21 protein-coding genes and 1 CRISPR repeat array are annotated in these 18,089 nt (G+C 46.3%); of the genes, 7 read left to right on the plus strand and 14 right to left on the minus strand.

The window, feature by feature from the left end:
• Window positions 1-156: 156 nt before the first annotated feature.
• The 6 genes from Q0230_RS00045 to Q0230_RS00070 form a co-directional block, all read right to left on the minus strand.
• A complete protein-coding gene (locus Q0230_RS00045) occupies window positions 157-1,254 on the minus strand; it encodes a hypothetical protein (RefSeq protein ID WP_298606871.1) in 1,098 nt (365 codons plus the stop codon).
• Entirely contained in the window at window positions 1,254-1,466 is a 213-nt protein-coding gene (locus Q0230_RS00050; RefSeq protein WP_298606872.1) for a hypothetical protein, read from the minus strand. The genes Q0230_RS00045 and Q0230_RS00050 overlap by 1 nt, the downstream gene beginning before the upstream one ends.
• A 311-nt stretch (window positions 1,467-1,777) precedes the next feature.
• Window positions 1,778-2,056 carry a hypothetical protein gene (locus tag Q0230_RS00055; protein ID WP_298606873.1) on the minus strand — a complete coding sequence of 93 codons (279 nt, stop codon included), beginning with the start codon at window positions 2,054-2,056 and terminating at the stop codon, window positions 1,778-1,780.
• Window positions 2,053-3,648 carry a hypothetical protein gene (locus Q0230_RS00060; protein WP_298606875.1) on the minus strand — a complete coding sequence of 532 codons (1,596 nt, stop codon included), beginning with the start codon at window positions 3,646-3,648 and terminating at the stop codon, window positions 2,053-2,055. The genes Q0230_RS00055 and Q0230_RS00060 overlap by 4 nt, the downstream gene beginning before the upstream one ends.
• A 10-nt stretch (window positions 3,649-3,658) precedes the next feature.
• On the minus strand, window positions 3,659-3,946 hold the full coding sequence (locus tag Q0230_RS00065; RefSeq protein WP_298606877.1) for a hypothetical protein: 288 nt from the start codon (window positions 3,944-3,946) through the stop codon (window positions 3,659-3,661).
• Between the two features lie 98 nt (window positions 3,947-4,044).
• Window positions 4,045-4,287: a helix-turn-helix domain-containing protein gene (locus tag Q0230_RS00070; RefSeq protein ID WP_298606879.1), complete on the minus strand. Its 243-nt coding sequence runs from the start codon at window positions 4,285-4,287 to the stop codon at window positions 4,045-4,047.
• Between the two features lie 144 nt (window positions 4,288-4,431).
• Here Q0230_RS00070 and Q0230_RS00075 point away from each other — a divergent pair, with 144 nt between their 5' ends.
• From Q0230_RS00075 to Q0230_RS00085, 3 genes are all read left to right on the plus strand, one after another.
• Window positions 4,432-4,662, plus strand: a complete 231-nt coding sequence (locus tag Q0230_RS00075) for an antitoxin (protein WP_298606881.1) — start codon at window positions 4,432-4,434, stop codon at window positions 4,660-4,662.
• Window positions 4,659-5,054 carry a type II toxin-antitoxin system VapC family toxin gene (locus tag Q0230_RS00080; RefSeq protein WP_298606883.1) on the plus strand — a complete coding sequence of 132 codons (396 nt, stop codon included), beginning with the start codon at window positions 4,659-4,661 and terminating at the stop codon, window positions 5,052-5,054. The genes Q0230_RS00075 and Q0230_RS00080 overlap by 4 nt, the downstream gene beginning before the upstream one ends.
• 105 nt (window positions 5,055-5,159) lie before the next feature.
• The gene (locus tag Q0230_RS00085; RefSeq protein WP_298606885.1) at window positions 5,160-6,212 is read left to right on the plus strand and encodes a DNA cytosine methyltransferase; all 1,053 of its coding nucleotides are present in this window, start codon (window positions 5,160-5,162) and stop codon (window positions 6,210-6,212) included.
• A 4-nt stretch (window positions 6,213-6,216) separates the two neighbouring features.
• Here Q0230_RS00085 and Q0230_RS00090 read toward each other — a convergent pair whose 3' ends face one another.
• Window positions 6,217-8,223 carry an ATP-binding protein gene (locus tag Q0230_RS00090; RefSeq protein WP_298606887.1) on the minus strand — a complete coding sequence of 669 codons (2,007 nt, stop codon included), beginning with the start codon at window positions 8,221-8,223 and terminating at the stop codon, window positions 6,217-6,219.
• A gap of 356 nt (window positions 8,224-8,579) precedes the next feature.
• On the minus strand, window positions 8,580-8,933 hold the full coding sequence (locus Q0230_RS00095; protein WP_298606889.1) for a helix-turn-helix transcriptional regulator: 354 nt from the start codon (window positions 8,931-8,933) through the stop codon (window positions 8,580-8,582).
• Between the two features lie 101 nt (window positions 8,934-9,034).
• On the opposite strand from Q0230_RS00095, the gene Q0230_RS00100 reads away from it, so the two are divergent.
• The 3 genes from Q0230_RS00100 to Q0230_RS00110 all read left to right on the plus strand — a co-directional run bounded on the left by Q0230_RS00100 (window position 9,035) and on the right by Q0230_RS00110 (window position 11,710).
• Entirely contained in the window at window positions 9,035-9,403 is a 369-nt protein-coding gene (locus Q0230_RS00100) for a YdaS family helix-turn-helix protein (RefSeq protein ID WP_298606891.1), read from the plus strand.
• A 491-nt stretch (window positions 9,404-9,894) separates the two neighbouring features.
• Window positions 9,895-10,797: a hypothetical protein gene (locus tag Q0230_RS00105; RefSeq protein ID WP_298606893.1), complete on the plus strand. Its 903-nt coding sequence runs from the start codon at window positions 9,895-9,897 to the stop codon at window positions 10,795-10,797.
• A 544-nt stretch (window positions 10,798-11,341) separates the two neighbouring features.
• Window positions 11,342-11,710 carry a hypothetical protein gene (locus Q0230_RS00110; protein ID WP_298606895.1) on the plus strand — a complete coding sequence of 123 codons (369 nt, stop codon included), beginning with the start codon at window positions 11,342-11,344 and terminating at the stop codon, window positions 11,708-11,710.
• Between the two features lie 24 nt (window positions 11,711-11,734).
• On the opposite strand, the gene Q0230_RS00115 is transcribed toward Q0230_RS00110, so the two are convergent.
• The 5 genes from Q0230_RS00115 to Q0230_RS00135 form a co-directional block, all read right to left on the minus strand.
• Window positions 11,735-12,517 carry a Rha family transcriptional regulator gene (locus Q0230_RS00115; protein WP_298606897.1) on the minus strand — a complete coding sequence of 261 codons (783 nt, stop codon included), beginning with the start codon at window positions 12,515-12,517 and terminating at the stop codon, window positions 11,735-11,737.
• A 481-nt stretch (window positions 12,518-12,998) separates the two neighbouring features.
• Window positions 12,999-13,599: direct repeats of the CRISPR family, unit length 36 nt; unit sequence CTCTGAACCTAGCCCTGATTTAGAAGGGATTAAGAC.
• A 419-nt stretch (window positions 13,600-14,018) separates the two neighbouring features.
• Complete coding sequence (locus Q0230_RS00120; RefSeq protein ID WP_298606899.1) at window positions 14,019-14,549, minus strand: lecithin retinol acyltransferase family protein; 531 nt, start codon at window positions 14,547-14,549, stop codon at window positions 14,019-14,021.
• Window positions 14,550-14,810: 261 nt separating this feature from the next.
• Window positions 14,811-15,482: a hypothetical protein gene (locus tag Q0230_RS00125; protein ID WP_298606901.1), complete on the minus strand. Its 672-nt coding sequence runs from the start codon at window positions 15,480-15,482 to the stop codon at window positions 14,811-14,813.
• Window positions 15,475-16,116 (minus strand): glycoside hydrolase family 19 protein, encoded by a 642-nt coding sequence (locus tag Q0230_RS00130; RefSeq protein WP_298606903.1) that lies wholly within the window; start codon window positions 16,114-16,116, stop codon window positions 15,475-15,477. Before Q0230_RS00130 ends, Q0230_RS00125 begins: the two co-directional genes overlap by 8 nt.
• Window positions 16,113-16,490 (minus strand): DUF1353 domain-containing protein, encoded by a 378-nt coding sequence (locus Q0230_RS00135; protein WP_298606905.1) that lies wholly within the window; start codon window positions 16,488-16,490, stop codon window positions 16,113-16,115. The genes Q0230_RS00130 and Q0230_RS00135 overlap by 4 nt, the downstream gene beginning before the upstream one ends.
• 267 nt (window positions 16,491-16,757) lie before the next feature.
• Between Q0230_RS00135 and Q0230_RS00140 the strand changes: the two genes are divergently transcribed.
• On the plus strand, window positions 16,758-17,057 hold the full coding sequence (locus Q0230_RS00140) for a hypothetical protein (RefSeq protein WP_298606906.1): 300 nt from the start codon (window positions 16,758-16,760) through the stop codon (window positions 17,055-17,057).
• 28 nt (window positions 17,058-17,085) lie between these two features.
• Here the strand turns inward: Q0230_RS00140 and Q0230_RS00145 are convergent, their stop codons facing one another.
• A complete protein-coding gene (locus tag Q0230_RS00145) occupies window positions 17,086-18,081 on the minus strand; it encodes a phage portal protein (protein WP_298606907.1) in 996 nt (331 codons plus the stop codon).
• Between the last annotated feature and the right edge of the window lie 8 nt (window positions 18,082-18,089).

Below are 18,089 nucleotides of genomic sequence, written 5' to 3' on the forward strand. Positions count from 1 at the left end.
AAATCCCTCGGATGGTAACATCCGTGCCGGTTCGACTCCGGCTCTGGGCACCACTCTTCATGTTTAAAATCATATAGTTAAGCCTTATATTCTGAGTTCTAACTTAGGCTAGTTAATCTAGTTTAGGCTAAAAAAAATAAGGGTTTAGGCTAAAAATCACTTCACCGCTTTATTTCGTTGTAGCTTCTTATCATAGCGTTGGCGCATGGCTTCGGTTTTGTGACCAGCCACCGTCTTATCTTCGGAATCCCCTACTCCTTTGGCTTTTAGCTGCTGCATTGTCCAGTACACATGCCCTAGCCCTGCTTGGCGCATTAACAACTTCAAATCAGATTGATAGCTGGATAATGATGAGCGTTGCAATTGGCTGCCGTCCCGATTCGGGACTAAGTACGGGTCTGCCAAGCGGATGTCACGCGTTTTATGTAATGCTAAGGCTGCTTCATAGGCAGCCCGCAAGCGGTCGGTCCACAAAATGATATTATCCCTGCTCCCCTTTCGGCGCGTGACTTGGATGCCTTCGGCCGTGCAGTGGCTCAATCGGATGTCTAAGGTTTCCACTCCTCGGCTAGCCAGTAGATAAGTCAGCTCAAATACCACCGGCAGCCAGTCGACTAGTTGGGCGGCATACTGCAGTTGGGTTGCATAGTCTGCGTCGGACACATGGCGGGTGCTGACTTCTTCCTTAAGTTTTTTAAAGCGACTCAGTGGGTGCTGGTCAATGTCAATATCATGCACATAGTTAATCGCCCACGTAATGGCTGCGCTGACCAATGCAATCTCTTTGTTCACTTGGCTTGTCCCTTTTTTGCCGTTGGCGATGTAGTCGGCCAGCCGTTTTTGGGCAATGCTTTGCATCAGGGGTTTGCTAAGGTGTTTGAGGTGTAAGTGGGCTAAGGTGCTGGGTTTGTCATTGATCTCTAAGGGGTGGTCGAGGATGCGTTTTAAATTATCGATACGTTTATAGGCAGCGCGATTGGGCTTTAGGTGGTCTAAGTAGTGCTGCATGATCCAGCCCAAGCTATGTTTTTGATGGGCCTCATGTTTGACGAGAGACGCTTTAGCAGCGAGATAGGCTTGTAGGATGGTATCGTAGTCATCCCCCACTCTGCCCAATAAAATAGGGGGCTTCAGGTAGCCGTAGCGGTCAGTGGGGTGATATTGGCGTTGTTCTTGGGGTAAGTATGGGCGGTAAACAATCCGCCCGTTGGCTATTTTGACGTATTTAGGCAGCGCATCCGTGCGGCTGGCCATTAGAGCACCTTGATCTTGGGTGGCTTATCGGGGTTATCTGCTGGTTTGAGCGGTCGCATAAGGGCGGCGTTCACTGCTTCCGTGGTCGTGATCGGGTTGCCGTTGCTTTGCAATTTGTACGGGATGCCCATATAAGCGAGTTCGGCAGCGATTTGCGCGGCTGTTTTTACACCAAGATGGCGGCGTAGATCAATAATGTTGAGTATGGTCATAGCTTCACTCCCAATTTGGCTAGTAAATCCTGTGAGTTGATAATCAGCATGCCCTCCTGCTTCGCCGCCTCGACAAAACCTTTAGCGGCTTTGAGGAGTGGGACGGCTTCAGGGGGGATGGGGCTGGCGGTGACCCATCCCGATAAGGGGTCGGGGGTGAGGATGCAAGCGCCGCTGTCTTGGCTTTAATGAGTTGTTCGCGTTCGATGTTGTTCATGTTTCTTACCTTACCGTCGGGTCTGTAGATGGTTTTGCTCATGTTTGTTTCCTCAGTCGTGGGCAGAGGTGTCTCCCCCTGCCCTGTTTTTAACCTAAAGGCGAATGTCGTTATCAGTACCCTGCGTACCCTGTGCACAGGGTGGGAATACGGGGTGGTTTAACCCTGTGCACAGGGTCTGGACATGGGCTTGGATGGTGGTTGCGTCGGCATTGGCATCGACCTCTGTGACCCTGTGAGGGTTCGGGCCGAAGGCTTCAAACTCGTCGAGATTGGCGGCTTCTTCGGGGTCGCGTATCCAATAACCATCCGGCCAATAGGCGATTTGCTGGGTTTTATACGTTTCTTGGTTCGTATTTTGTTCGTTACTCATGATTGAGCCTCGTTGATTAGGATGTATTTAGCGAGTCCGTTCCGGTATTTAGGATTCAGCCGGATACGAGTCGGGGTGGTGGTGGCACGATGAAAATAGCCCTGAATGATCAAATTAATATCGACGGGGGTGGGTGTTTTGCGCTTGGCTTGACTCCCTACGCCCGCCACTTTTTTCTGTAACCAGGGGCGTGATTCGGTCACGCTGGGTTTAATTTCTTCACTGTAAATAGCCTGTAGCCATTGTTCATACAGGGTCGCTTCAACCCTGTGCACAGGGTTAGAACCCTGCATACCCTGCGTACCCTGTGCACAGGGTGGGGGAGTGGGTTCTTCAGGGCTGAGAGCAGGGCTAGCAAATACATCCCGACGGGCTTTGAACTCAGCAAAGGGTGGTAGAGGGAGTTGCTCTTCAGCTTTGCCTAATTTATTCAGGATTGAACCCTGGGTAACCCTGTGCACAGGGTGGCTAGCTTGGGTAACAGGTGGTTGCTCAGGGTTTACAAAGCCAATGAAGCCTTGCTTTTGCGCTGTTGGGGTTTTGTCAACCTTGCGGTCTTCGGCTTGGTATTTAAAGCGTGTCGGTTCGGAGGGAGATAGAGCAGTAGCCACTTGGGGGAGACCGAAGCCAATCGCATTTTTGGTCTGTGACGGGGTGACGGTAGCCGAGTTGGTCGCTGTCTCGTCAGTGGTTTCAAGGTGGTGGGTCTTTTGATTGATTAGTTGGTTTTGCAGACCTGCCAAAGCCGCCAGCTTTTCGCCCAAAATGCGGGAGAGTAGGGCGTGGCTGAACTCAAACCCAGCAGCAATCAGTGCAGCAATCAGTACCACGGCGGTGGAGATGGTGACGGAAAAATTATCCCGAACGAACTTGAATACGGGCTTGTAGTGATCGTCACGAATGTCTTTGAGGGCTGCGGTTTTGGCCTGTAGGGTAGCGACTGCGACGTGTGCTGCATTGGATTGGGTGCTCGTTTGGCTGTTGCGTAGGCTCTGAATTTGCCCTGCCAAACTCGCTACTTTGGCACTGTAGTGGGTGCAGGTCTTTTTGCAGTTGCTAAGGTAGGTTTGAGCGGTTGCCAGCTCCCCCTCTAAATAAGCAATGCGGCTACTGTGGTCGGTATTCCCGCCTAAATTGATACTGGTGTTAGCGGTGGTTTTAAAGCTTTCAGACTGTTCTGCATTGCTGTAGGCAATATTTTGCTGCTGGGAACTGGCGGTAAAGAGTTCAAAGAACACGCCAAGGGCAGCAATGAGGATGACGATGCCGATACCATAGCGGAATTCAGCAATGTGTTCATAGAACACGTGCTTGATGATCGAAAGGGTGGTGGCCATAAGAATAGCCATGCTCAAGAAGAGCAAAAAGGCTACATATTCACTGGTGTTTTGTTCTAGCCAAGTCGTTAATCCCCAAAGATCGGCCACGTAGAAGCCCATGACAAAAATAAAGTAGAGCATCCACGTGGTGATCAGGCCGAATTTTAGGGCTAGCTCAGTGTAGAGAATTTGCGCTTTCATGCGCTTGATGGCCGTTTCGGTGAGTTCAATTTGCTGTTCTAAGCGGAAAGCTTGAGAGCTGGGTAGTTGCATGGCGGCCTCCTTAAAAGCTCAAGGTCGCTAAGAGGGCGAAGGCGGTAATCCAGCCTAAGCGCCAGCCGGTGGTGAGCCACGCGAACAGGTACAGAAACACAATCATGCAAAACTGCCCCACGCTGGGCAGAGCAGCCCAGCCAAAGTTTTGCACGTAGTGGTGCAGTTGTACGCTGGTGATGAGGAGGCAAATGAAGATAGTAAGGCGGCCCGTGACGGTAAAGACCTGTTGCCAAGGGATGCGACTCACGCTGTCAGTTTGAGTGGAGCCCTTTATCAATAATTTGGATGTTGTCATAATAGTTTCTCTAGTGTTTGGCCCGATCACTTTCCACGGCGAGTCGGGCTGATTAGAACGAAAGGCTGCCTTCGGGTGGCCTTTTTTATGCGTGTTGTTTAGAGCAAATCGTGGCGAATGAGCTTGCGACGCAAGGTAGCGCGATTGATGCCTAAAGCCCGTGCAGCAGCGGATTGGTTAGCGCCAAAGGCTTTTAAGGTTTCGGCGAGGAGGGGCTTTTCGACTAAATCGAGGATGTGCTGATGCAGGTGGCTGATTTGGTCGAGGGTGTCGGCTTGGATGAAAGGGGCGAGGTACGCCTGTACGCTGGCTTGGGCGGTGGTGCTGAGGTTGGGGGACATGGGGAACTCCTGTTTAGATTGTAAGCTATTAAGTATAATATAGCTTAAGCTATTTTAAAATAAATAGCTAAAAAGATTGATCTACTGTTAAAAACTGTATGCTATGCTGATACCTATCAATGGTAGGTATCTAGGGAGGCAAACATGGACACTGCTAAAGTTTTTCAAACAGGGCGTAGCCAAGCGGTTCGGTTGCCCAAAGCCTTTCGTTTTGACGTGGATACGGTCGCGGTTAAAGCGTTTGGCAATGGGGTATTGCTGCTGCCGATGGATAATCCTTGGGTCATTATGCAGGAAGCATTGACAGAGTTTGAAGAAGGTTTCGTACTAGAGCGAGGCGAGCAGGGTGAACAGGAACGGGAGGCATTGCTGTGAAGTATTTGTTGGATACTAATACCTGCATTTACGTCATCAATCATAGGCCTGTGCAGGTGTTTGAACGATTCAGACAATACCGCCTGGGGGAGTTGGCTATCTCTAGTATTACTGCCTCTGAGCTAGCCTTTGGGGTGGAGAAGTCAGGCTCAGAACGCAATAAGCAAGCGCTTAATAAGTTTTTAGCTCCTTTGGAAGTTTGTCCTTACAACGATCAGGCTATTTGGCATTACGCGAAGTTGCGGCACGCTTTGCAAGCTAGTGGTAAGACGATTGGTAGTCTAGATATGTTAATTGCAGCCCATGCCTTAGCGCTGGATGCGGTGCTGGTGACGAATAACCTCAAGGAGTTTGAGCGGGTTGCGGGGCTAAGGTTGGAAAATTGGGTTTAGGAAGTTACCTCAGAACCCCTTGAGTTTTGCTATGCTTATACGCTTGAATTGTTTTGTTCTGGTTTTGTTCGTTTTTTGGTAAAATTATCTAGTGTTGTAAATCTTATGACTGCTAAAACAAATCTATCCAAACCTAACCTTATAGCCATCGACTTGTTCAGTGGAGCGGGTGGATTAACTTGCGGCTTAAAACAAGCAGGTTTTAAAGTTTTAGCAGGGGTTGAGTTAGATGAGGTAGCTGCGCACACTTATCAACATAACCATCGGGACAGCCTAATCCTGCAAAATGACATAAGGGACTTGTCGCCACTTTCTGTGATGCAACAATTAAACCTAAAGCCGGGTGAACTTGACTTGTTAGCGGGCTGCCCACCCTGTCAAGGATTCTCTTCATTGCGCACAAAAAACAAACAGCTCAGTACGGATGATGAGCGCAATGATTTGGTTTTTGAGTTTATCAAATGGGTGGATGCTTTCCGTCCTAAGACGCTGATGATGGAAAATGTGCCAACTTTGGCTAAAGACCAACGGATGACGCAATTTATAAAGAGCGTTAGCCAGTTAGGTTATAAGGTGACACAGGATAGTTTACGTGTTGAGGATATAGCGATTTATGGCGTGCCCCAGCGTAGAAGACGGATGGTATTCCTAGCTAGCTTATATGAGGGTTTGAAAACTGCCGAGCCTGTGACAGTGAAAACAACAGTTTATGACGCGATTGGCGGTTTGAAAAAAGCAGGGAGTAGTGGTGATTTGTTACATGATTGGCCTGAAGTTCGCTCACCTAGAGTTATGGAAATGATCAAGCTCATTCCTAAAAACGGTGGTAGTCGTTCTGATTTGCCAAAAGAGTATTGGCTAGAGTGCCATAAGCGTTATCCGAAGGGATTTACCGATGTTTACGGTCGTATGTCTTGGGATACAGTAGCTCCTACGATTACAGGTGGCTGTGCAAACCCATCGAAAGGTCGTTATCTACACCCCTATGAGGATCGTGCCATTACATTGCGCGAGGCTTCTTTATTACAAACCTTCCCCTTAGATTATTACTTTCCTGTAACATTCGGGAAAGATAAGGTGGCTTTGATGATTGGAAATGCACTGCCTCCAGAGTTTATCAGAAGGCAAGCTGAAGCTATCAAAGCTCATTTAAATTGAATTACTAAATTTGCTCAACTAACTGGTTAATATTTGATACTTTCTGGTTCGCCTCAATATAATCATTGTATACTCTATAGGCATTAGTGAGTAACCCTTTATAAGTAATGATTCGTGCTTGACTGTTAGCTAGTTGCACTCGCATTCGCTCATTGTCTTGAGTAATATCATTTTCAAGTAAAATGCAAATCTCAAACGGTAATGTCGCACCATTATAGTTATTAAAGGTAGTTGGGTTTTCTTTAATATATTGTGAGACTGCATCTCTATATTTATCAACTTGCTCTAAAAGTTTGTAATGGTTAATCTTTAGTCCTGGACGTTTAAGCTCAATGATAATTTGTCTGCCAGCACTAGACCTATAAGCAATATCTATTCTTGCACCACTTTCTGCAGTAGGAGTGATCTTTTTTAGCTCTTCAGTTAAAACCCTTTCCATTTCTATATCTGAAACCCTATCCCATGTAGGGTCTAGTAGCCATAAATGCTCAAATAAGTAAGTTTGAGCGACCTTTTCTAGAGCATTTGTATCAATAATTTTTTTGAATTTATCTATAACTTCCATTCTATACTTAGTTATTTCCCAATAATACGTTTCCTCCATATCATTTATGTTGGCGAAGATTGATTGAAATTTATGGCTGAAAACATCTGTAATATTTTCTAGTAGAATAAGATTCTGTCGGGCTTTTAACTTTTCAAAAGCTATAATTAGCCCTCTATATAAATTTCTCTTATGATCATCATCTTCTTCATCCGAATCAGAAAACTTAGCATTATGAATGCTCATAACTAGTTTTTTGGCCAGATTTCGATCTCGTGCATCTTTGAGTGTATTAAGCCATGATTCAATGGCTTTGTTTTTATTAGGCAAAATAGAGTAGTCAATATCTCTGCGCCAGCGTCCCCAAGCGCTAGAAACTTCCTTCAATGCAGTTTTTAAATGTTCTAGTAAAGTAATAAATAAAGGGTCATTTTTTATGATTGCTTCACGACTGGATGTAGCTCTGTCGGTGTTGTCTTGATCCAAAAAGTCAGCATGAATTTCACCCACTAAGTAATTATTAAAGTGATCGCTATTGCTTAATTCAGGTAAAATATCTTCTTGAAAAATTCGACCATTGGCGAAGATTGCAATTTGATTAATATTACTATCTAAGTTTTTTAGGTCTTTAGGCTTTCTAGCAGATGCTATGTAACCTCTAATAGATAATATGCCTCCTTCAGAAGAAGGAGAGCCAAAAGTATGCTGCAATTCTTGCACGCATTTATTTTGATTGATGGTTTCTATACTCGTACATAAGTCTAGATTCTCCTGAGCTTCCTTCCCTGAGAAAGACCAAAAAAACTGAATATCTTGATGAAACCCTCGATCTTTTAAAGTGATCTCTTTTTCATTTAAAAAAATAGTGAAAGGATGCGCTGTATCCGTTCCGATAACGCTAAAGCGCCTAGCTAGGCGTTGGGCTAGATATTTTTCGGTAGCTACTACAGTGGATCGTGTTAATTCTGATAGGACGATGGCTGTTCCCGATGGGGAGGTGAGCAACTCACTGGGAGTGATAGGCGCTAAAGGGTAATCTTGTTTATCTTGGATAGCTTTTTTGAGATCGCTGACATTCACCTTGATTGCAATGGGTTCGTCCGAGCTTGCAGTTCGGGTCGTTACTTCAACTATATTGGCTAGTGAAAACATTGCCAGTTTCCCAATGCCCTTACGCCCCATGACATAGCGTCGACCACTAACGCTTTTGGGAGAATGATCGCGGCGTGCAAATCCTACTTTGAGAAACTTATTCCGCACATCATTTTCATTCATTCCATGTCCATCATCGATGATGACGATACGTCCTTGGGTTTCATCAATAGTAATGGACACTCGACTCGCATCGGCGTCATAAGCATTGGCAATAATTTCTGTTAAAACAGCAGGGGTGCTGCTATATAAGCTGAGTCCTAAATGGTTTAAGACGTTAAGATCCAGTGACAGCATAAATTGGCTATCATTCATTGTAAGTTCCTTGTTTACTAAGGCCAAACTTACTCTCTACATAGGGGTTTTTGTTGGCAGGTATTGTGCTATTTTTTTGCGCGTACGTCTAGGCTGTCTATATTTTATCAGTATGCAGCGCTATCCTGTGCGAATATGGAAATTTCCACCCCAGCTAGCCACGAACCTCTCACTTAGCTCGGTAGTCTAAGTTAAATAAAATCAATGATTCCTAGTTAAGGGCTGCTAGCGGAGCAGAGAGAATATGGCTAAAGCCACTAGAAGGGGTGAGTCGGCAGCAGTGCGTAATAAAAAACGTAAGCTGCTTGCTAAAATTAGTCAGCTTTCTGAGAGTCAATGTCATGAAGTATTGAAGGCTATTCAGCTTTTAGATCCTTCGCCTTTTTCTTCAAGTTCCCCACCACCAGCGCAGCGTCAATAGCTTGTTCAATCTCTGAGAGCAGAGCGTCATCTGCTTCCATCACTTTCCTAATGAGTTTGGCCTTGGCCGGAGATATTTCTGGCTTGGGCTGTTCATAGTCGTTTGATAGTAACTGCTCGGTAGTCATCCCTAACGCTTTAGCTAGTTTTGGAAAATGACTAGATTCGAGGGTGACTCCTGTTTCTATTTTAAAAATAGTGTTCTGTGAGACCCCAATACTTTTTGCAAGCTCAGCCTGTGTCAACCCTAAGAGCGCTCTCGCTTTGATAACTTTTTGTCCTATAGACATAAATTTCACCTCATTTTTTGCATAAGTTACACCTCCAGCTATAAATCATCAAAAAGCTTTAGCTATTGACATTTAAAACGCTTACGCTATATCATAGGTTCATGGAAAAACTTACTACGACACAGCAGGCCGTTATCGAGGCAACACAGCTTCTTCAATGTTCACAGGCAAGGCTTGCCAGCATGGTAGGCGTGTCACAGAACGCTATTTGGAAGTTAGCTACCGGTAAAAGTAAAACCGCTAATTACAAAACTGCGCGGGCAATTGAGCGCGTTACAAGCGGGCGTGTAAGTCGATTTAGATTGTTGGGTGACGAACAGGGGGCTACCGAACAGGAGTCTCAAGATGGCAGCACGGATGCTTCCAGTGACCTTACTCAGGCTACCGCCTGCCCTCGAGATGCAGTTTCGAGCGCAGGCAGCCAAGGAACGGATACCCATGGCGGTTCTGCTCCGCTTGTTGGTGGATGAATACGTCGATTCTGGCCGCTTGATCGGGCAGAGCGAGTTACCGCCGATAATGGGTCGAAAACGCGCTTGATGGAGCGCTTACATGGGCAGCTTTCACCCCTTGGGGAAACTGAATATGTACCAACGAAGGCTGCCCTTTTAAGTTTCTACGCTCGGGTCTGGCGGCTCAGGCACAAGGGTCGCCAGTTTTAAGGGGCAGGATTTAAGCATGAGAGAGGCCGCTACCAGTCAGGCCTGAAACGACTGGTTTAGGTTTCTTGGTAGTAGTCTTGGGCGGTCGCAAGGCCGCTGTTTTAAGTCTGCTAGATGACTAATGATTCACCCTCACCTTGGCGCTGTGTATGCCCACCAGCGCCCTTTTTGAGGGGTGTTAAGGATAGGACTTGAGCAACTCAACTCGAAAACAACATTGCCTAGCCTGTACTGCCGTTTTATTAGCGATTGCAGCCGCGGCTGCTTTCTTGGCGTTTTATGTGGTGGTGGGGTAGGGTATGAAGCTACCACCCCACGGCTGGAAACGCTCCTATAATCTCTTGGTACCTTTACCGAGCGGTCGCTGGATGCCGGTACATGATCGGCGTGAATTGGGGGCTCTGCATATTCAAGAGGCGATTCCAGCCGGTGAGAAAGACTGCTTCGGGAAAAATCCTCGGCCTTGGATTTTGGGCGAGCTTAATCGGCGGGCGACAGAACTGTTTTATAAACCTGCCCGCCATATTCAATGGTGCTTTCATAAGACGCAAAAATTCAATCAAACTTGGCATGCTAATGTGCGCTTAATGCGGTCTCAGGCGATTGATGCGATCATAGCATTGGTTGCCGCTATGGTTTTAAACATGGATTTGGCCACGATGTTGATCGCGCGCCGCGATGGAAACGAGCTGCATCACTATGATTTAAAGTGGTTAGCCGCACAGGCTGGCCTCACTTACAGCGCGGCAAAGCGGGCGTATGCATGGCTCAAAAAGCAGGGGATTATCACGACCGGCGATAAGATTTGTGAGGAGCATCCCGATGGGACGTTTTCCGGTCGTGCTTGTGCCAAGCTGGTTAGCCCTAGCTTTTTTGCCTACTTCGGCCTGAGCGCTGAACTCAAAGCCCAACGTGATTGGGCTTCAGGCCGCTTGAAAGAGCAGCCAGCAGGGCAGGGTAAGCAAGACCCTGCACAGCAGGAAGCGGTCGAGAATATGCAGCATCACGCAAAGATGGTCGAACTTGAAAAGTCGAACCGCCAAGCCGCCAAACAAGCCGAAAAACAGGCTGCTACGCCAGCAAAACCTACTACCCCTCATCAACCTACTTCCCCCGCGCAAACAAGTCACCAAGCCACCGTTAAGCGTTCTAATGCTGCCCAACAAATCGGTGACATCTTCAGCAAAATGGGCTGGCGCTAGACCCTCTGCAGGATAAATCCGTCCAAAATTTGTAAAATGCTCTAAAAATGAGCATTATAGTCTAATTTTTACCCTATTTTTATGAGCCGGTGCTAAGTCATCGGCCTTTTTTTGCCCTCAGTTAATCTTATCCACAGCCCTGAAAATTAACTGAGCCTTCAAACTTAATAAGTGAGCCACTCGTTTCTGTGATACCAGGTTAAGCTGGTTTTCCACAAGCTAAAATAGAATATCTGCGCCTTGAAAGGTCGACCATCTAGCCCTCGTTAATCAATGTTTTATATTCATAAGAATAAAAGGAGTCACGAGTTGCTGGCTAGCGCCAGTCGTGACGAACGCGCGCGGTGGAGGCGGGAAGGTTAGGTATTAAGGATAGAGTTGAGCAGCAGGGCTAGTTTTTATTTGCTTGCAGGCGCGAGGGAGGGCTTAGGTAATTGGGGGAGGGTGGCCGCGAATACCCACTATGTTCCACCCCCTGAATTTGCATAAATCTTCAGCTTCTCTACATAATCGGAGGCATGATTGATTGCGCAAGGAGTAGGGTATGGAAGCAATGACAACTATCGGTGCGTTAGCTGCTTGGGCTTGGCCAGTAATGTCAACGATGTCAGAAGGAATAGCGAGTAATGCGGCTTATGACGCTTTGAAGGCACTGTTAGGTGGGCGTTATCAGGCTTACGCAGAGCAGGGCAAGGAGGAGCTGTTTAAGGAGGTTTTAAGCAGTGTGTTAGAGCACGACCAAGCCTTGTTGGAGAAGTTGACGGCGTTGGCAGCGAAACATCCGCATCGTGCTACCACCACTACTATCACGAATAAGGTTGTGGGGAATATTACTACGAGGGATATTACTGCGGGTCGCGATGTACGAATAGGTAATAGTATTGAAGTAAAAAGGGACGAAGAGACTGATTAAACCAGTCTCTTCTGCGTGGAAGGTCTATTTCGCCTGTTCGAGTTTGAGGGCGATTTCTTTCCAATTCGGTCTTTCCGGCAAGCGCTGCTGGAAGGTCTTGGTAAATTGACGCCGTAATACACTCGTGAATGGCAAACCTTGGCCAAGATATTCACGCATCATGATTTTTTCCTGCTCCACCCGCAGGTCTAAATATTCATCACTGTATTGGTAAACTTGCTCCAGCAGTAATAAGGCTTTGGGGTAGTCCACCGCTTTAATCTGGCTTAAGTTGCTGGCGTTGAGATGGAAACGTAGCAGGTTTTGCATCCATTGGCGGGCGGATTCCTGCATGTGAAAAGGCAGGCTGGCTTGTTGAATCTTTCGTTCGATTTCGTGGAGTTGCTCACGGCTTAGGGTATCGCGCTCAGGCAGTTGGTATTTAAGGGCAGTTTCCATGCGGTTGAAGGCTTCCATGTAGGCGAGTTTGAACTGCATGGCTTTTGTGCCGGTGTAGCTCATGACGAGCAGGGTGAAGCCGTCGCGGGTGAGGAGGTACATGGGTTTTTTGACCTGCGCACCGATGCCGGTGGTGATCTCGTATTCTGAAAGTTGGAAGAGTTTCTCAATGACGTAAGATTTTACTTTATTGGGATTTTCAAGCACTTGCTCGATAGTTCGCTCAATATCTTTAAGAACATTGGCGTGAGCTTTCTCAAAATGTTCCGCAACTTGTAGGCTAGTGCAATAAATTGCACCGTTGATAACAGTTAATTCAGGAGTGATTGAGTCAGATTCAATAGTGTCATTGACGGGATAGTTATCCATAGCAGTAGTCTCTTTTGAAGATTGAACTACCCGCAGTCTGGTTGCAGCAGAGGTGCGGGAGCTGTACGAGGTTGCAACAACCGGCAAAAGAGCACCGGCCAACCCGAAGGTTGCCCCGTACAGTCCCACATAGATAGTTTTTTGTGACAATAGTTTAGCGTTGGCACAAAAAAACCACTTAAGCGTGGTTTGTACGCTCTTTTGATAGCGGGGTTGCAATCCCGATAAGGTTTTTTGCCTTATGTTTTAAAAATAGGCGTTTTTGCGGGGGGAGTCAAGCGGCGGTCTGCTTAAATAAATAGCTGTTCTTTTGAGCGAAATTGCGTAAACTACTAGCACTCACGTTGATTCGTGAGTCGGTTCTTTTACAAGCCAATGACTCGATTGTTTAAATTTTTGCCAAGACAAGTTTTTGACCTGTTGATTTTCCGCTAAGGGCCTCTGCAAGTGCTTGATTTAAAAGCCTCGCCAGACACGAGCCCTCTGAACCTAGCCCTGATTTAGAAGGGATTAAGACTCATCTTCTAGGATGTTAAAAACTCGACAGCCTGCCTCTGAACCTAGCCCTGATTTAGAAGGGATTAAGACGCTCTAACTAGTTCTCCCGCCGCCTTTTGGCGCGCTCTGAACCTAGCCCTGATTTAGAAGGGATTAAGACAGGTTTAGATTTACGCATTTTTTTTTAAATGCGCCTCTGAACCTAGCCCTGATTTAGAAGGGATTAAGACTGTTTTGTACCAGTCAAATACGTCTTTCAGTGTGCTCTGAACCTAGCCCTGATTTAGAAGGGATTAAGACTTAAAGGGGATTGACTCCCCGACATCTTCAAAGATGTCGCTCTGAACCTAGCCCTGATTTAGAAGGGATTAAGACTCATAAGCTTGTGCGGTTTTCTTGTCTGTGAAAGCTCTGAACCTAGCCCTGATTTAGAAGGGATTAAGACCACTTTTTTAATAACTATCGACGGTTAAAATTGCTCTGAACCTAGCCCTGATTTAGAAGGGATTAAGACCTAATTTCAGTGGGGCAACCGTCCGTGAATAACACTCTGAACCTAGCCCTGATTTAGAAGGGATTAAGACGATATAGTATCTGTACTTGGGTGATGGCTTCTGGTTTGAGTGGTTCCCTGTTTGAGAAGGGAACCCCTCCCAACCTCCCCTTATCAAGGGAGGCGTAAGAAAGGTGTGCTCCCTTCCCTGATAAGGGAAGGGCTGGGGATGGGTTGTTGGATCTTCCTGTTTTAGAAGGGATAAAGACTGTGAGTTGATCTTGCAGTATACAGGCTGGTCAGCTCTGAACTCAGGCCTGATTTAGAAAGCAACCCCTCCCAACCTCCCCTTGTCAGGGGAAGAATAGGAGTGGAATGGCTGGCTCTCTGTGTTTGTATTCGCTAGATGTGTTATAAATTGCTCAGTTAATCAAATAGGTATTCTTTAACTTTTTAGCTTATTCAATGAATAACGAAAATTATTATTTTATGTTTATATTTTAACAATTTTCATTTATATTTATCATATTTTAATGTATCTATATCTACTACTTTTAAAACTTTCATTCCAATTTTCTTACCATTGATATCACTTATATGTCGGATAAAATCTGAACTTGCTTTGAAGCCTTGTTCAGCAGTCAACCCATACACCGCATAGGCTTCGTACTCTTCAGATGTTGTGTTAGCTTGACTAGAGAAAGCCTCACCACAATGTGCCCAAATAGCAAAATGCTCACAGTTATTCTTAAATACTTTATAGTTCCTATTTCCCAGTTTTGATTTTGCTCTTTTAACAATTTCTAATGACCTGTATCGTTTCGTATACTTTTCATCGAAGGTCATTACTTCAATTTGAGATTTGACTTTATTAACAGATTCTTTTGTAAAGTATTTTAGGTTGGATTTCCTTATCTCTTGACTTTCAAAGTGTATGATTTCCTGATCACCAATATAAACAGCATAGTGATAATATTTCACTAATAAACTTCTATATGGGACTCTGATTACAGAGCCTACTGTTAAATAATTTTCACTCATTATAGCCATTACCCTTATTTTTATAATTTCTTTATTTAGTTTATTTTAAGATTTGGCATAAAGTCAATTCTAGTTTGATAAGTGGTAATTGCATTGAGTTGGTTTTTTAAATGGTTTTTTCGGTAAAAATTTATTTTAAAATATTAAAATAGTGTTTTTTAAATTTGCCGAGAGATTTATACAAAGTATCAAGACAACATTGATTAGTCTTCGTTAAGAATAATTTGCTTTCCAATAAATGGTCTTTCAGACAGTGTCAGTCTATTTGCCAAGTCTCAAAGCCAACTGCTTAATCGCCATGCTATAGGCATTAATCTCTCGTGGCAGGTCTAAGCGTGCTAGCGCTTGTCGAAAGCCCGCTAGATCAAAGTGCTGTAAATAGGTGGCTTTCGGGTCAAAGCGCAAGCTGCGGCGATCCCGTACCACACCCGCAGCTAGGGTATCCGCATCCACCAATTCAGGGAGCGGGCGATAGGCATAAGCAGGGTCTTTAAAGCTCAGAATATACACATTCTGCTCGCCCGCGAGCCGCACCGGATCGAGCAGAATCGGTGCATAACTGCCATCGGGTTTGATATTGCCTTCAATCCAGCCATCGAGCAGCCCCGCAATACTGATGTAATGCTGGCCTTGGGTGCTGAGGGTATTGCCAATAATGCGTAAATTGCGCGCTATCCCATCGCTCATAAAAATACATTGAAGCTTGCCTTTGGAGGCAATGCGGTTGCCATAGATTTTCACATTGCACAGTTCCGCAGCGGCAAATTGCAGGCGCTGGCCTTGGCTCGGCGGAATCAGTTGAATGGCATCGCGGTGGGCTAAGTGGGTGGCGCGGGTGTCGGTGAAGTTGCAGCCGATGACGCTCGCGGTTTCTTCAATCCGCAAAGCATCTTCGGTGAAGTCACTATAAGCGCGGGCGTGGAGCTTAGGCATAGCTCGTGCCGTCGGGCTTAATGGCTACTAAGGTTTTGATCGGTTCGCTAGCGGCGATCAGGGCTTGCAAATAAGCCTCCGCATAGCCTGCAATCAGGTCGTCTTTATCCGTGCCGTTGATCATGCGGCGTGCGCCCCAGAAGTCGTAAGTGGTAGCGGTGAAATAGTCCTCGAGTTGTTTGCCGGTGAAGTCTCCGTCTTGCATCCCTCGTACTAAAATGCGCGCAGCTATGTCGTCGCGTTCGGCAAGTTCCGGTTGGTTGATTAGGTCGAGGCCGAGTTTCTGGCTTTGCTTTTGGTAGTTTTTGCGGCCGGTGATTTGGACTGCGCCACGTCCAGCATATTTTGCGCCGTCGCCGGGTGTTAGATTGCCAAGTTCTCGGGCTGTCTTTGGTCGGCTGCCTTCGATGTCGTACATTTTGCTGTAATAAGCTTCATCGCCATATTCTCGATAGGTTTTAAAGCGGTCGCTCTCATGGTGAGCAGTAGCGAGTATGTAGGCGATGCCGTAGGGGTGGGTGTAGTCTGCGGATTTTATTTCGTCGAGGATGGCTTCAAGGCGGTTGGTTTGTTGCTGGGTTAAGCCCTTAAAGAGTTTGCCCCGTAAGGCTGCGAAAAAGGCGGTTCGGTTCATGGTTGCGCCCTCCAATTTGTCCATTTTGAGTAGGTGCGGACGGCGTAGTACATGAGTTTTGCCTGCCAAGTGGGGACGCCAAGGATAAGCATGGCCTGGTAAAATAGTTCATCGGCTTGAGGTCGGGAAATAGCGGGTGCTTGGGTCAGTAGCCAATCGTGTAAGATCGCTGCTTTGGCATAGCGCCCGTGGGGTGGGAGGAGTGACCAGAGCAAACGAGGTACGCTGGCAAGGTCGGTTTCAAAGCCTGCTGGGATGCGGTAAATGGTGTCGGGTGCTTCTTTTTCGCCGACGTAGAATAAAAAAGGTTCGATTAGGCGAAAATGGTAGTTGTCCAGTAGCTCGACGCTAGCCGGTGTTGTAAATGTGCTCATGCTGTCCTCACGACAGTAGGTTGTTTTTTATAGAGTATATGAATGTGGGATGAATTGGGGGTGAATAGGTCAATTGCACGGATAGTGCACGAAAATGCACGATTTCGTGCAGTGGGGGAAAGTTGGGAAGCTTAGGTGGCGTGGGGTTTGGAGGGGGATTCGTGCGGGGAATTTCGTGCAACGGATTTTGGCGACTGCCCCCCGCCCTGCACACGTTTTTAAACAGCCATGATAGAATCAAAACCGAAAACAGCACGGAAAAATAAAATGCAGCACATAAATTTAAGCGATGAAGAATTTGAACGACTAAGGCAAATGAGGGATGAAATTCGTAAAGCGGCCGAGGGTGTATCTGCAGCCGCCAGTGCAACGATGCTACGCGTCAAGCCGATACTAGATGACCTCGCTGTGATGCTACGAGAGCTGCAGTATCCGCCTATGCACGGTTACGACGTTGGCAAAGAGGACCGTGATAAGCATGAGCGCAGACGTTTAGCCAACAGCACAAAAACTCTCCCATACTATCGTCAGTACGAAAAGCAATCAGGCAAAAAAAAGCGGCGCTAGTCGCCGCTCGTAGTCAGACAATAAGAACTCACTCAGGCAGCTTAAACTGCAGTACCGGATGCACTGCTTCGAACAGCTTAGCTAACGGCACGATCTCATTCAAAATGAGTGCCTCCCGTGCTTCGGTGATATTACCAAACCCACCCGCGTTATTAGACTGCACCGCCATCATGTTGGGTGGTACTCGATGAGTCGCACACACATCCGCCATGCTCACCCCTTTAATGTCAAAGAACTTGTCTTGAGCCTGCGCCGATTCAACTGGGATCACTTGGATGCCATCCTTCTTACCTTTAGGCGCATACAGAAATAGATTACGAAACGCTCCAGGTCCTTTGGATTCTTTGAGCGCGAGCTTCAGGTTCTTAACATCATCTAACGAATGGGCAGGATCAGATAGATACAGAATAAAGCCTGCGTGATTCCCATTACGATAATACTTACGCCGGAATAGTGTGGCCTCTTCATTTAGCCAAGCGGCTTGTAGCCCGGCTAAGTAATACGGTTTGCCATAATATTCTTGCTCAAGATCATCTTCTTGCCAGTGATATACGCGACCCTGAAACGCTTTTAACTCAAATGAGTCTGGTGTCATATAACCGTATTTTGCATCATCCATTCGCCGCACATACATTGCATGCGCACTCTTAAAACCGTAAGCTGATAAATAGCTTTTGCTTGGAATTTCCTCCAGATAAGCATTACCCAGTACCAAAGCATTGAGCGCAAATTTTCTAAATTCGGGCAGCGGCAAATAATCGGAGGGGATAAACAACGCGCACAATAAATTAACCTTAAGCTGCATCGCACTGAGATGGTGAGGATTTGAATACTGCGTATTATATAAATGCCGAAAGTCCAGTGGCGTTTCATAGTAACGCCCATTGTGGCGGGACTTTAAGTAGTTCTGGATCAAATCCAAATTACTTAATACAGGGCTTGGATCGCCGAAGGTAAAGGCTTCCCACGGCAGCGGTTTCGATTCAGTGTGCCCAAAGCTTAATAGAGATCGTAAATTCATCATGCTGTCTC

It is taken from the genome of uncultured Thiothrix sp. (assembly GCF_937876535.1).
GTDB lineage: Bacteria > Pseudomonadota > Gammaproteobacteria > Thiotrichales > Thiotrichaceae > Thiolinea.